We start from the raw sequence: 13,764 nt of genomic DNA on the forward strand, positions 1-13,764 counted from the left end.
CTCACGCCGCCTTCTCCTCGGCCCAGCGCCGCACATGCGGCAGATCGTCGTCCAGCCAGAACGCGCTCTGTTCGGGGTCCTTGGAGTCGGTGACGACCAGGATCTCCTCGAACTTCGCGCCCGTACCCCGGAATCCCAGGTGCGGCTCGACCGCCCACAGCCCCGGCCGGGGCGGGTGGTCGGAGAACCTGTAGGGGCTCCACAGCGGCGACCAGCCGTCGCGGTGGCCGTGCAGCGCGTCGCTCGCCAGGCCCTTGAGGGACTGGGTGCCGAACCCGAAGAGGTGCGGCGACCAGCGGCGCTCCTTGACCTGGTCGACCTTGTGGGCGATCACGCCGAAGGGATAGGCGCGGTGGCGGTTGGCGTAGCCCTGGCGGACCATGAGCCGGTCCACGTCCTCGTAGATCTCCCGCAGCGGCCGCCGTTCGCGCACCTCGCGCAGGATGAGCGCGCGATGCGCCTCCAGATCCGCGAGGAGCCGGTCGTGCACGGGGTTGAGGCCCAGACAGCCCGAATAGCCGATGTCGGCCGTGAAGCCCTTGTAGACCGGGGCCATGTCGAGGATGAACGGCATCCCCGCCTCCAGCCTCCGGTTGGTGGGGAAGAACTGGAGCGGGACACGGAAGTTCACGAACGCCGTGCGGTCCCCGAACCAGGCGAACGGCAGGTGGAACCAGTCCCGTACACCGCGCTCGCGCAGCCACTCCCGCTGCATCCGGGCCGCCTCGCGCTCGGTGACACCCGGCTTGAGCTGGGCCGCGACGGCCTCCGCGCACTCATAGGCGAGCCGCTGCACTTCCCTGAACCCGCTGAGCCGCCCGTCGGGTTCCGTTCTGACCGCCGTTGGCATCGCTCCCACACCCCTGTCGCCGTACGCGTGCGTAACTTGACATTGATGAATGTGACAATGCCCGGCGGCTACGTCAAGGGTTTCTGCCCCCGCCTGTGGACGACGGAGGCGTTGTGGACAACTCCGTCCCCCGTTCGTCGGCGAGCCCCTGATGCCCGTCCCTCTTCCGTAGGGGACACCCGGGTGCGCGTACCTCTGGAGTCGGACATGGATCCAGCCGCCTGGTCTGACGATCGGTGTGGCCTGCGCCACTACCGTCGAAGTGTGAATGTGATCGCGACCGAAAGCCTGAGCAAGCGGTTCCCCCGGGTGACCGCGCTTGACCGGCTCTCCCTGGACATCGGACCCGGTGTGACCGGCCTGGTGGGTTCCAACGGAGCCGGCAAGTCGACGTTGATCAAGATCCTCCTCGGCCTCTCCCCGGCTACGGAGGGCACCGCCGCGGTGCTCGGCCTCGACGTCGCCACCAGCGGCGGGGCGATCCGCGAACGCGTCGGCTACATGCCGGAGCACGACTGTCTGCCGCCCGACGTCTCGGCGACCGAATTCGTCGTGCACATGGCGCGGATGTCGGGGCTGCCGGTGACCGCCGCCCGTGAGCGCACCGCCGACACCCTGCGCCACGTCGGCCTCTACGAGGAGCGGTACCGCCCCATCGGCGGCTACTCGACCGGGATGAAGCAGCGCGTCAAACTCGCGCAGGCGCTCGTCCACGACCCCCAGCTGGTCCTGCTGGACGAGCCGACCAACGGGCTCGACCCGGTCGGCCGCGACGAGATGCTCGGCCTGATCCGCCGCATCCACACCGACTTCGGCATCTCCGTCCTGGTCACCTCGCACCTCCTGGGTGAGCTGGAGCGCACCTGCGACCACGTGGTGGTCATCGACGGCGGCAAACTGCTGCGGTCCAGCTCCACCAGCGACTTCACCCAGACCACCACCACCCTCGCCGTCGAGGTCACCGACTCCGACGCGCACCCGGACGGCACCGAGGCCGTGCGCGCTGCGCTCGCCGCGGCCGGTGTCACCCTCCACGCGGGCGTGGAGGAGGGCCTGCCGGGCGCCGGACACATCCTGCTGGTGGAGGCGGCGGGCGAGGAGACGTACGACGTGGTGCGCGACACCGTCGCCGGGCTCGGCCTCGGGCTCGTGCGGATGGAGCAGCGCCGCCACCACATCGCGGAGGTCTTCAAGACCCCGGCGCAGGCCACGGAGCCGGCCCCCGAGCGCGCCGCCGCCCGGGCGACGACCGCCGCCGGACAGCAGAACGGAGGCGGCAGCCATGGCAGCTGAGACCGCAGGGACGCGGATGACACAGAACCAGCCTGGCCAGAACCGGCCGGGCCAAGACCAGCCGGGCCAGAACCGGACGGCCCAGACCCAGATCCACAACATCGGCTACCGCGGTTACGACGGCCCACGGCTGGGCCGGGCGTACGCACGGCGCTCGCTCTTCTCGCAGTCGCTGCGCGGGGCGTACGGACTGGGCCGCAGCGCCAAGTCCAAGGTGCTGCCGATGTTGCTCTTCGCGGTGATGTGCCTGCCCGCGGCCATCATGGTCGCGGTCGCCGTCGCCACCAAGGCCAACGACCTGCCGGTGGACTACACCCGCAACGCGATCCTGATGCAGGCCGTCATCGGCCTGTTCATCGCCGCGCAGGCACCCCAGACCGTCTCGCGCGACCTGCGCTTCCGCACTGTGCCGCTGTACTTCTCACGCCCCATCGAGCGCGTGGACTACGTGCTCGCCAAGTTCGCGGCGATGGCCTCGGCGCTGTTCATCCTGACGGCGGCACCGCTCGTCGTGCTCTACGTGGGCGCGCTGCTCGCCAAACTCGACTTCGCGGACCAGACCAAGGGGTTCGCCCAAGGACTGGTCTCCGTGGCACTGCTCTCGCTCCTGTTCGCCGGCATCGGCCTGGTGGTCTCCGCGCTCACCCCCCGCCGCGGCTTCGGCGTCGCCGCCGTCATCGCGGTGCTGACCATCACCTACGGGGCGGTCTCCGCGGTCCAGGGCGTCGCCTTCGACCAGCAGTCCACCGGGGCCATCAAGTGGTTCGGCCTCTTCTCCCCCATCACGCTCATCGACGGGGTGCAGACCGCCTTCCTCGGCGCGACCTCGGCCTTCCCGGGGCGTGAGGGACCGGGCACCGGGGCAGGTGCGGTCTATCTCCTCGTCGTCCTCGCGCTGATCGCCGGCTCGTACGCCGTCCTGATGCGCCGCTACCGGAAGGTCGGACTGTGACGACCATCGACATCGACCACACCTCGCGCTGGTTCGGCAACGTGGTGGCCGTCAACGACGTCACCATGTCGATCGGCCCCGGCGTGACCGGACTGCTCGGCCCCAACGGTGCCGGGAAGTCCACGCTCATCAACATGATGGGCGGCTTCCTCGCCCCCTCGACGGGAAGCGTGACGCTCGACGGGCGCCCCATCTGGCGCAACGAGGAGGTCTACCGGCGGATCGGCATCGTCCCCGAGCGGGAGGCGATGTACGACTTCCTGACCGGCCGCGAGTTCGTCGTCGCCAACGCCGAACTGCACGGACTCGGGGCGAAGGAGGCCCAGCGGGCGCTCGCCACGGTCGAGATGGAGTACGCGCAGGACCGCAAGATCCAGACGTACAGCAAGGGCATGCGCCAGCGCGTGAAGATGGCGTCCGCGCTGGTCCACGACCCGTCGGTGCTGCTGCTCGACGAGCCGTTCAACGGCATGGACCCGCGCCAGCGCATGCAGCTGATGGACCTGCTGCGGCGGATGGGCGCCGAGGGCCGTACGGTCCTGTTCTCCTCGCACATCCTCGAAGAGGTCGAGCAGCTCGCCGCGCACATCGAGGTGATCGTGGCCGGACGGCACGCGGCGAGCGGCGACTTCCGCAGGATCCGCCGGCTGATGACCGACCGGCCGCACCGCTATCTCATCCGCTCCAGCGACGACCGCGCGCTCGCCGCCGCGCTGATCGCCGACCCCTCGACGGCCGGGATCGAGGTGGACCTCAAGGAGGGCGCGCTGCGCGTCCAGGCGGTCGACTTCGGGCGGTTCACGACGCTGCTCCCGCAGGTCGCGCAGGCGCACGGCATCCGTCTGCTGACGGTCTCGCCGTCCGACGAGTCGCTCGAATCCGTCTTCTCCTACCTCGTAGCGGCCTGAAAGGAGCTGTGAGCGTCATGTACAACCCCACAGTCGCCCGGCTCACCTACCGGGCCCTGCTCGGCCGCCGCCGGGCCGCCATCCTCTGCGTGCTGCCGGTGCTGCTGATCGTCATCGCGGCGGCGGTACGGTCCTTCAGCGGCGCCGACGACCAGGTCGCGGCCAACCTCCTGGGCGGCTTCGCGCTGGCCACGATGGTCCCGCTGATCGGCGTCATCGCGGGCACCGGAGCCATCGGGCCCGAGATCGACGACGGCTCGATCGTCTATCTGCTGGCCAAGCCGGTGAAACGGCCGACGATCATCTTCACCAAGCTGATCGTGGCGGTCGCGGTGACCATGGTCTTCTCGGCCGTCCCCACCTTCGTCGCCGGAATGATCCTCAACGGCAACGGCCAGCAGATCGCCGTCGCCTACACCGTCGCGGCCCTGGTCGCCTCGATCGCGTACGCGGCGGTCTTCCTGCTGCTCGGCACGGTCACCCGGCACGCGGTGGTCTTCGGCCTGGTCTACGCGCTGGTCTGGGAGAGCCTGTTCGGCAATCTGGTGCCGGGCGCGCGCACCCTGAGCGTCCAGCAGTGGTCGCTCGCCCTCGCGGAGCGGATCGGCACGAACGGCTTCATCACCTCGGACGTGGGCCTGCCCGCCGCGGTCGTCCTGCTGAGCGCGGCCACGGTCCTGGCGACCTGGTACGCGGGCCAGAAGCTGCGGACGCTGAAGCTGGCCGGGGAGGAGTGAGCCACGCCGGACGCGGGGGTCCGGGGCGGCGCCCGGCCGGACAGGGCCCCCGTGGGTCTCCGGCCGGGCGACGCTCCGTTCGTCCACCCGCCTCGCTGTCGCGCCCTCTCGGGCCGGTTCGGGCCATCATCGAGGGATGACGACGCTCCGCGGTCCCGGCACGCGACGGCCTCCCGAGCCGGCCCGGCCGGTGCGGGCCTGGGCGCGCTCCTCGCCGGGGACGCACATCTGGCTGCTGGTCATCGCGATCACCAGCGTCGTCCTCGAACTCTCCAGCCGGGACGTCGGGCACTATCTGCTGCACCGCAACAGCAGCAACATCCACGAGCTCACCCGGCACCCCGCCCAGTCGCTGTTCACCAGTGCCTTCTGGATTGAGAACCCGTCCTCGTTCCTGCTGTACCTCGCCCTCTTCGAGCTCGTGCACGCGCCCGTGGAGCGCTGGATCGGTACGTTGCGGTGGGTGGCGGCGGTCGCGGGCGCGCATGTCGCCGCCACGCTGATCAGCCAGCAGATGGTGCTGTGGAGCATCCGCAACCACGAGGTGCCCAGGCGGATGGTGCACGTCGTGGACATCGGGGTCAGCTACGGGCTCGCCGCCTCGGCCGGGCTGCTGGTGTACCGGCTGCCGCGGCCGTGGCGGTGGTTCTATCTCGCGTGCGTGGTCGCGTTCTTCGGTGTTCCGCTGCTGACCGGGGGCACCTACACGGACATCGGCCACGCGGTCTCGCTGGCCATCGGACTGGCCTGCTGGCCGCTGACCCGAGGTAAATCAGTGGCTTCGAACGGGCGTGCGGTGCACAGTGGTTGAGGGCCCCAGGGCGACCACTTCGAGCGCGCTACGGCGCGGGTCACCTTGGGGTACGGGGATCGGTAAGGGGCGTCCACCCATGGTGGACGCCCCTTACTTCTGCGCGTTACCTCAGCGAGTTGCTTCCGCGAGCCCCTCCGGGCGAGCTGCCCCACACGAGCCGCGCCCGCGCGTCGCGACGGCGAGCTCACGCGCCCAGCAACTGCTCCAGTACCACCGCGATCCCGTCGTCGTCGTTGGACGCCGTGATCTCGTGCGCGACGGCCTTCAGCTCGTCGTGGGCGTTGGCCATGGCGACCCCGTGCTCGGCCCAGGCGAACATCGGGATGTCGTTGGGCATGTCGCCGAAGGCGATGGTGTCCGTCTTGCGGCAGCCCAGCCGGCGTGCCGCGAGCGACAGGCCCGTCGCCTTGCTCAGACCCAGCGGAAGCAGCTCCACCACGCCCTCGCCCGCCATCACCACGTCGACCAGGCTGCCGACCACCTGGCGGGCGGTCCGCGCCAGCTCGTCGTCGCCGAGCCGCGGGTGCTGGATGTAGACCTTGTTCAGCGGCGCCGACCACAACTCGCCGATCCGGTCGAAGGCGACGACCGGCAGCGGGCCCTCCTGGACCCGGTAGCCGGGGCCGACCAGCACCTCGCCGTCGAGCCCGTCCCGGCTCGCGGCCAGCGCCAGCGGGCCCACCTCGGCCTCTATCTTCGACAGCGCGAGCCCCGCCAGCTGGCGGTCGAGCGTCACCGAGGTGAGCAGCCGGTGCTCGCCCGCGTGGTAGACCTGCGCGCCCTGGCCGCACACCGCGAGGCCCTGGTAGCCCAGGTCGTCCAGGATGTGCCGGGTCCAGGGCACCGCTCGGCCGGTCACCACGATGTGGGCCGCGCCCGCCGCGGTGGCCGCGGCGAGCGCCTCACGGGTGCGCCGGGAGACCGTCCCGTCGGAGCGCAGCAGCGTCCCGTCCAGATCGGTCGCGATCAGCTTGTACGGGAGGGGCTTTCCCGGGGCGGTGCTCACTTGGCGAGGGGCTCCAGCACCTCGCGGCCGCCCAGGTACGGGCGGAGCACGGCCGGGACCCGCACCGAGCCGTCGGCCTGCTGGTGATTCTCCAGGATCGCCACGATCGTGCGCGGCACCGCGCAGAGCGTGCCGTTCAGCGTGGCCAGCGGCTGGACCTTGTTCTTGCCGTCGCTGGTGTCGCGCATGCGCACCGACAGGCGCCGGGCCTGGAAGCCGTCGCAGTTGGAGGCCGAGGTCAGCTCGCGGTACTTGCCCTGGGTGGGGATCCACGCCTCGCAGTCGTACTTGCGCGAGGCCGAGGCACCGAGGTCACCGGTGGCCACGTCGATCACCTGGAAGGGCAGTTCGAGGCCGGTCAGCCACTGCTTCTCCCAGTCCAGGAGGCGCTTGTGCTCGTTCTGGGCGTCCTCGGGGTGGACGTACGAGAACATCTCGACCTTGTCGAACTGGTGGACGCGGAAGATGCCCCGGGTGTCCTTGCCGTACGTACCGGCCTCGCGGCGGAAGCACGGCGAGAAGCCCGCGTAGCGCAGCGGCAGCTTCTCCGCGTCGATGATCTCGTCCATGTGGTACGCGGCGAGCGGGACCTCGGAGGTGCCGACCAGGTAGTAGTCGTCCTTCTCCAGGTGGTACACGTTCTCCGCGGCCTGGCCGAGGAAGCCGGTGCCCTCCATGGCGCGCGGGCGGACCAGCGCCGGGGTGAGCATCGGGATGAAGCCGGCCTCGGTGGCCTGGGCGATCGCCGCGTTGACGAGGGCGAGCTCCAGGAGCGCGCCGACGCCCGTCAGGTAGTAGAAGCGCGAGCCGGAGACCTTCGCGCCGCGCTCGACGTCGATGGCGCCGAGCGCCTCGCCGAGCTCCAGGTGGTCCTTGGGCGTGAAGCCCTCGGCCGCGAAGTCGCGGATGGTGCCATGCGTCTCCAGGACGACGAAGTCCTCCTCGCCGCCGACCGGCACGTCCTCGTGGACGATGTTGCCCAGCTGGAGCAGGAGCTGCTTGGCCGCCTCGTCCGCCTCGTTCTGCTCGGCCTCGGCGCTCCGGACGTCGGTCTTGAGCTGCTCGGCCTTCCGCAGGAGTTCGGCGCGCTCATCGGGCGAGGCCTTGGGGATGAGCTTGCCGAGCGCCTTCTGCTCGGAGCGCAGCTCGTCGAAGCGGACGCCGGACGACCTGCGCCGCTCGTCGGCTGAGAGCAGGGCGTCGACGAGCGCGACGTCCTCTCCACGGGCGCGCTGGGAGGCGCGAACACGGTCGGGGTCCTCACGGAGCAGGCGAAGGTCAATCACCCCTCAAGGCTACCGGTGCGGATCCCTGGCACCCCACCGGATATCCCCGCCACGCCCGCCCCGCGCATCGGTTTGCCCCAATTGACCGTATTGAGAATTCTGGGGAGAAATTCAGCTGCGCCGTCAATAAAGCCTGCCCTTTTCCCTGGAAAGGGGTTCTTTACGGACTTGGGTTGACCGGATTCCCTTGCACCCCAAGGAACTTGTCCACAGCGGTACGCGGGACGGAAAAGTTATCCACAGGGTGTGGGGAGCCACTGTGGATCAGCGGCGAAGTCTCCTCCCGGGCCGGGCGTGCGCCCAAGGATTCCCGGTTCAACCCTTCCTCACACACTCTTTCGGGTGGGAATTGCTCGCCCTAAAGAGTTGATCAATGGAATTGGGGTGACATCGCCCGCCCTGGTCTTCTGTGGACGGATGCGTCATCGCTAGAGGGATTTGTCGACTCTGTCCGATTGTGTTGTCGACTTACCCACAGGTCGAGAAGAAAGCCTGTGGATAACTTTGTGGACAGTGAAAATCAGCAGGTAGGACCGGCCGGGCAGGGCTCAGGCCCGCCCGTCCTGGCTGCGCGCCAGCCACTCCGCCGCCGCCACGAACTCGGCGTCCGACGTACCCGGCCGCAGGGCCCGCGTCTCGTCCGCCGTGACGCCCGCGCGCGGGTACGAGCCGAGGAAGCGCACCTTCGGACAGATCCGCTTCAGCCCCATCAGCGCCTCGCCCACGCGCCGGTCGGAGATGTGGCCCTCGGCATCCACCGCGAAGCAGTAGTTGCCGATGCCAGCGCCGGTCGGCCGGGACTGGATGAGCATCAGGTTGACCCCGCGCACCGCGAACTCCTGGAGCAGTTCGAGCAGCGCGCCAGGGCGGTCGTCGCCCAGCCAGATCACCACCGACGTCTTGTCCGCCCCGGTCGGCGCCGCGGGCCGGGCCGGGCGGCCCACCAGGACGAACCGGGTCTCGGCGTTCTCCGCGTCGTGGATCTCGGTGACCAGCGGCTCCAGGCCGTACGTCGCCGCCGCGAACTCACCCGCGAACGCCGCGTCGAAGCGGCCCTCCTGGACCAGCCGGGCGCCGTCCGCGTTGGACGCGGCCGACTCCCACAGCGCCTCGGGCAGGTGCCCGCGCAGCCAGTTGCGCACCTGCGGCTGGGCCACCGGGTGCCCGGTCACCGTCTTGATGTCGGACAGTTTCGTCCCCGGCCGCACGAGCAGCGCGAACGCGATCGGCAGCAGCACCTCGCGGTAGATCATCAGCGGCTCGCCGGAAGCCAGCTCGTCCAGGGTCGCGGTGACCCCGCCCTCCACCGAGTTCTCGATCGGCACGAGCGCGGCGGCGGCCTCCCCGTTGCGTACCGCGTCCAGCGCGGCGGGCACGGACACCATCGGCACCAGCTCCCGGGTCGCCGCCTCCGGCAGCGTGCGCAGGGCGGCCTCGGTGAAGGTGCCTTCGGGACCCAGATAGGTGTATCGCGTGGCGGACATACCCGTCACCCTAATGGCCCGCCGTCACCGGCGAGGGCCCTGTGCCGAGGTCAGGACTCCAGCAGCAGCTGGCCCACGTACTCGCCCGCGCGCGGGCCGCCGGGCACCGCGAACAGGCCGCTCGCCTCGTGCCGGATGAACGCCGACAGCGCGTCGCCCCGGTCGAGCTTGCGCTGTACGGGTACGAAGCCGCGCAGCGGATCGGCCTGCCAGGCGATGAACAGCAGGCCCGCGTCCGGTACGCCGTCCGCCGAGATCCCGTCGTGGTAGGAGAAGGCGCGCCGCAGCATCGCGGCGCCGCCGTTCTGCTCGGGGGCGGAGATCCGGGCGTGCGCGTTGTCCGGGATGACGAGCTTGCCGTCCGGGCCGAACTTGTCGAGCTGCAGCGGGGTCGTCTCGGTACCCCCCGAAAGAGGGGCGCCGTCCGCCTTCCTGCGGCCGATCACCTGCTCCTGCTGGGCGAGCGGCACCTTCTCCCAGTCGTCGAGCAGCATCCTGATCCTGCGCACCACCGCGTAACTGCCGTTCGCCATCCAGGCCGGGTTCCCGCCTTCGGGGACGAAGATCCGTTTCTCGAAGTCGGGGTCGGAGGGCTTCGGATTGCCGGTGCCGTCGATCTGGCCCATCAGATTGCGGGCCGTCATCGGCTTCTTCGTGGCGCCGGGGGTGCGGTTGAAGCCGGTCATCTGCCAGCGCACCCGGGCCGCGGCCCCCGCGTCCTTCTGGAGCGCGCGCAGCGCGTGAAAGGCCACCAGGGCGTCGTCCGCGCCGATCTGCACCCACAGATCGCCGTTGGAGCGCTTGGCGTCCAGCCGGTCGGAGGAGAAGTCCGGCAGCGGGTCCAGCTCGGCCGGGCGCTGTGCCACCAGGCCCGTACGGTCGAAGAAGGTGCGGCCGAAGCCGAACGTGACGGTGAGCGAGGAGGGGCCGGCGTCCAGCGCGATCGCCGTGTCCGCGCCCGTCGGCTCGCCCGCCATCAGCGCCTTCGCCGTCGTCGACCAGCGCCGCAGCAGTGCCGCCGCCTCCTTGCGCCCGGCGCCGGGGGCGAGGTCGAAGGCGATCAGCTGGCCGCACGCCTGAACCGGAGTGGCGATCCCCGCTTGATGTTTCACGTGAAACGCGACCTCGGCGGTACCGACCGAGGACAGCTCGGGGGCCCCCGGCCCGTCCGACGCGACCGCGGCGTGGACGAGCGCGCCGCCCGTCGCGCCCAGCGCGACACCGGCCGCACCCGCCGCGCCCACCGTGCCGAGGAGACGCCGCCGGGTCATCACGGCGGATGCGTCGGCGCTGCGGGCGAGGTCGTTGATCTGGTCCGACACGGGGTCGGTCATGTGGTCGGTCATGTGATCCGTACTCAGCCGATCTTGATGTTCTTGTCGACGGTGACCTGGTCGATGTCGGAGGTCCGCACGGTCACGGACACCTTCCAGTCGCCCGCCATCGGGAGCTGCACCGCGCTCGCGCTCCAGTGTCCCCGGGTGACGCGCTCGGGCGCGACGGGCAGCGGGCCGATCGCCTTCGCGGTGAGGGTGAACGCGACCTTCAGCTCGGCCGCGTCCAGCGGCCTGGCCCCGGCGTCGTCCGTCCACACATGCAGCTCGTTGGCACCGGTGCGGCCCGGGTCGAGGGTGAGGCGGATCGTGCCCTTGCCGTTCTTGCCGCCGGTGTCGAAGGGGATGCGGATGCTGATCGGCCGGTCCGGCACGGCCACCTGGCTCGTCGCCTGGGCGGCGGCCGCCGTCTCCTGGGTACGCCCCGGCTCGGTCGACGACAGGAGCGTCGCCACGGCGAGCACCGCCACCGCGACCGCGGCCTCGGTGAGCACCGAGCGCCGCAGCCCCGAGCGCTGCGGGTCGGCGTCGCGGATGCGCTTCCGGCGCGCGACCGTGATGGCCGCCCGCTGGCGGGCCAGCTGCTGGGCGCGCGTGCGGTCGGCCGGCGCGGCGTCGTCCGGCACGGTCACCGGCTCGGGCTCCTCGGCGGAACCGGCCAGCTCCTCGACGACCGTGGCCGCCTCGGCCTCGGGGGCCGCGTGCTCGGTGAGCTGCCCGGTCCAGCGCCGCGAGACGTACGCCGCGGACAGGAGTACGGCGATCAGCCCGCCCTTGACGAGCAGCAACTGGCCGTAGCCGGTCCCGGTCAGCGCGGACCAGGAGCCGACCTGCCGCCACGCCTGGTAGAGGCCGGTCGCGACCAGCACGGTCACGCTCCAGAAGGCGATCCGGGAGAACCGCCGCACGGCCGTGCGCTCCACCGCGGGCGTCAGATGCAGCGCCACCAGCAGGGTCGCGAGGCCGCCCAGCCAGGTCGCCACGGACAGCAGGTGCAGCACGGCGACGGGCATCGCCAGCGAGGTCTGGATGCCGGTCGAGGCGTGCTCGGCGAGCGCCCAGGTGGCGGCGATGCCGGCGGCCACCACGAAGCCGCCGACGGCGAGCCCGAAGGTGAGGTCCTTCTTCTCCTCGTCCTCGCGCTTGGCGAAGGCCCCGAAGAGTACGGAGATGAAGAGGGCGGCGGCGCTGAGCAGCAGCAGCCGGGAGCTGAGCGCGGCGCCCGACTTGGTCTGCAGGACCGCCTTGAGCCCGTCGAGGTCGAAGGCGTCCCCGAGCTGCCCGGAGCCGGTGTAGGGGGTGCGCAGGAGCAGCAGCGCGATGGTGGCCGCGGTCATCGTCAGCCAGCCGCCGACGACGAGGCGCTGCACCGGGCGCACCGAGGCGCCGCGCTGCCAGCAGGCGAGGACGAAGGCGCCGCCGCCGGTGAAGAGGATGAAGCCGGCGTACGCGGCATAGCGCATGGTGTCGTACAGCGCGCCGACCAGGCCGCCGCCGACGTCCGGGGAGGACAGCGAGACGGTGGTCCTGGACGGCGCGCCGATGGAGAACGTGAAGGCGCCCGCGACCGGGTGGCTGTCGGCCGAGACCGCCTGCCAGGCCACGGTGTAGGTGCCCTTGGGCAGCCCTTCGCGCAGGTTCACTCCGTACTTCACGACGGAGCCGCTGCACAGGTTGAGCAGTTCACCGGTGTCGGCGCGCTTGCCGTTCGGGTCGAGGACCCGGATGGACTTGTCGTCCATGGCGACCTGCTCGGAGAACGTGATGTCGACGTCCTCGGGGGCGGTGGCGACCACCGACCCGTCCTTCGGGTTGGTCGCGGTGACCGCGGCGTGCGCCGAGGCGGGGGCCGCGGTCGCGAACACCGCGCCGAGCAGGGCGGCCGCGACGAGCAGCAGCCGGGCCAGGGCGGTTCCGAAGCGTGGGGCGGTGGCCGTCATCGTCTGTTCAGTCCCTCATCCCTCAGTGGTGCTTCGGGTTGTAGGTGGGTTCCTTGACCGGCAGTTCGACCTTGACCGGGCCGGCCTTCTCGAAGTGCAGCTCGATGGAGACCTTCTCGCCCTGCTTCGGCTTCTTCTTCAGACCCATGAACATGATGTGGCTGCCACCGCGTTCGAGGTCCAGCTCGCCGCCCGCGGGGACGTCGAAGGACTTCACCTCCCGCATCTTCTGGTTCTTCGTCTCGTGGATCGTGATGTCGTCGGCGAGGGAACTGGTGACCTTGGTGAGCTTGTCGGCCGCCTTGCCCTCGTTCTTCACGACGAGGAAGCCGCCGGCCATGTCCGTGTTCACCGGCTCCGGCATGAACGCCTGGCCGATCTTCAGCTCCGATCCGGCGTCGGAGCTGTCGGAGGAGCAGCCCGCCAGCGCGAGCCCCGCGGTGAGGGCTGTCGCGATGGCGAGGGTGGTGCGGCGGTTCACGGGTTCTCTCCAAGAATGATCTTCGGCAGGTCCTTGGTGTAGTCCTCGGCGGTGGTGGTGTCGCCGTACAGGACGTACCCCTGGTCGGTCTTCGGCGAGAAGGCGATGACCTGGGCGCCGTGCATGGACACGGGCTTGCCGTTCTCGTCCTTCGTCGCCGGTTCGATACCGATGCCGATCGAGCGGGCCCCGGCCTGGATGGTCGGGAAGTCACCGGTCAGACCGATGAACGACGGGTCCTGCGCCTTCAGCCACTTACCGAGGGAGTCGGGGGTGTCCCGCTCGGGGTCGGTGGTGACGAAGACGACCTGGAGCTTGTCCTGGTCGGCCTTGGGCAGGCGCTTCTTGGCGATGGCGATGTTGCTCATCGTCAGCGGGCACACGTCGGGGCAGTGGGTGTAGCCGAAGTAGATGAGGGTCGGCCTGCCCTTGGTCCGCTCCCGGAAGTCGAACTTCTCGCCCTGGGTGTCGGTCAGGACGAAGTCCGGCTTGGTGAACGGCCGGTCGAGCACGGTGCCGGCCTTCTTGCTGGTGTTGGCGGAGACATCGGTGACGGGGCTCGTGGCCTTGTCGTCGCTGCCGCCGCACGCGGTCAGGGTGAGCGCCGCCGCCACCGCGAACGCGATGGCGGACGGCACGTACTTGGTGCGCATGGGGAGAGTTTCCGGTCGCAGGGAGG

The 13,764-nt window shown here is 70.5% G+C and carries 13 protein-coding genes; 5 read left to right on the forward strand and 8 right to left on the reverse strand.

Going from position 1 to position 13,764, the window contains the following annotated elements:
• Position 1 precedes the first annotated feature (1 nt).
• Entirely contained in the window at positions 2-850 is an 849-nt protein-coding gene (locus ACZ4MU_RS03470; RefSeq protein ID WP_467870304.1) for a M24 family metallopeptidase, read from the reverse strand.
• A 270-nt stretch (positions 851-1,120) separates the two neighbouring features.
• Here ACZ4MU_RS03470 and ACZ4MU_RS03475 point away from each other — a divergent pair, with 270 nt between their 5' ends.
• The 5 genes from ACZ4MU_RS03475 to ACZ4MU_RS03495 all read left to right on the forward strand — a co-directional run bounded on the left by ACZ4MU_RS03475 (position 1,121) and on the right by ACZ4MU_RS03495 (position 5,551).
• Positions 1,121-2,143, forward strand: coding sequence for an ABC transporter ATP-binding protein (locus ACZ4MU_RS03475; protein WP_467870640.1), 1,023 nt, complete (start codon positions 1,121-1,123; stop codon positions 2,141-2,143).
• 16 nt (positions 2,144-2,159) lie between these two features.
• The gene (locus tag ACZ4MU_RS03480; RefSeq protein WP_467870307.1) at positions 2,160-3,095 is read left to right on the forward strand and encodes an ABC transporter permease; all 936 of its coding nucleotides are present in this window, start codon (positions 2,160-2,162) and stop codon (positions 3,093-3,095) included.
• Positions 3,092-4,003 carry an ABC transporter ATP-binding protein gene (locus ACZ4MU_RS03485; protein WP_467870309.1) on the forward strand — a complete coding sequence of 304 codons (912 nt, stop codon included), beginning with the start codon at positions 3,092-3,094 and terminating at the stop codon, positions 4,001-4,003. Before ACZ4MU_RS03480 ends, ACZ4MU_RS03485 begins: the two co-directional genes overlap by 4 nt.
• Positions 4,004-4,020: 17 nt before the next feature.
• Entirely contained in the window at positions 4,021-4,740 is a 720-nt protein-coding gene (locus ACZ4MU_RS03490) for an ABC transporter permease (protein ID WP_467870312.1), read from the forward strand.
• A gap of 136 nt (positions 4,741-4,876) precedes the next feature.
• Entirely contained in the window at positions 4,877-5,551 is a 675-nt protein-coding gene (locus tag ACZ4MU_RS03495) for a rhomboid-like protein (RefSeq protein WP_467870315.1), read from the forward strand.
• Positions 5,552-5,738: 187 nt separating this feature from the next.
• On the opposite strand, the gene ACZ4MU_RS03500 is transcribed toward ACZ4MU_RS03495, so the two are convergent.
• The 7 genes from ACZ4MU_RS03500 to ACZ4MU_RS03530 all read right to left on the reverse strand — a co-directional run bounded on the left by ACZ4MU_RS03500 (position 5,739) and on the right by ACZ4MU_RS03530 (position 13,738).
• Positions 5,739-6,560, reverse strand: coding sequence for an HAD family hydrolase (locus ACZ4MU_RS03500; RefSeq protein ID WP_467870318.1), 822 nt, complete (start codon positions 6,558-6,560; stop codon positions 5,739-5,741).
• Complete coding sequence (serS, locus tag ACZ4MU_RS03505) at positions 6,557-7,846, reverse strand: serine--tRNA ligase (RefSeq protein WP_467870320.1); 1,290 nt, start codon at positions 7,844-7,846, stop codon at positions 6,557-6,559. The genes ACZ4MU_RS03500 and serS overlap by 4 nt, the downstream gene beginning before the upstream one ends.
• A gap of 548 nt (positions 7,847-8,394) precedes the next feature.
• Positions 8,395-9,330, reverse strand: a complete 936-nt coding sequence (pheA, locus tag ACZ4MU_RS03510) for a prephenate dehydratase (protein WP_467870322.1) — start codon at positions 9,328-9,330, stop codon at positions 8,395-8,397.
• 50 nt (positions 9,331-9,380) lie between these two features.
• A complete protein-coding gene (gene efeB / locus ACZ4MU_RS03515) occupies positions 9,381-10,601 on the reverse strand; it encodes an iron uptake transporter deferrochelatase/peroxidase subunit (RefSeq protein WP_467870643.1) in 1,221 nt (406 codons plus the stop codon).
• 86 nt (positions 10,602-10,687) lie between these two features.
• A complete protein-coding gene (locus tag ACZ4MU_RS03520) occupies positions 10,688-12,604 on the reverse strand; it encodes a copper resistance CopC/CopD family protein (protein WP_467870324.1) in 1,917 nt (638 codons plus the stop codon).
• 22 nt (positions 12,605-12,626) lie between these two features.
• Positions 12,627-13,085 (reverse strand): copper chaperone PCu(A)C, encoded by a 459-nt coding sequence (locus tag ACZ4MU_RS03525; RefSeq protein WP_467870327.1) that lies wholly within the window; start codon positions 13,083-13,085, stop codon positions 12,627-12,629.
• Entirely contained in the window at positions 13,082-13,738 is a 657-nt protein-coding gene (locus ACZ4MU_RS03530; RefSeq protein WP_467870330.1) for an SCO family protein, read from the reverse strand. The genes ACZ4MU_RS03525 and ACZ4MU_RS03530 overlap by 4 nt, the downstream gene beginning before the upstream one ends.
• Positions 13,739-13,764 lie beyond the last annotated feature (26 nt).

It is taken from the genome of Streptomyces sp. NPDC026377 (genome assembly GCF_055567715.1).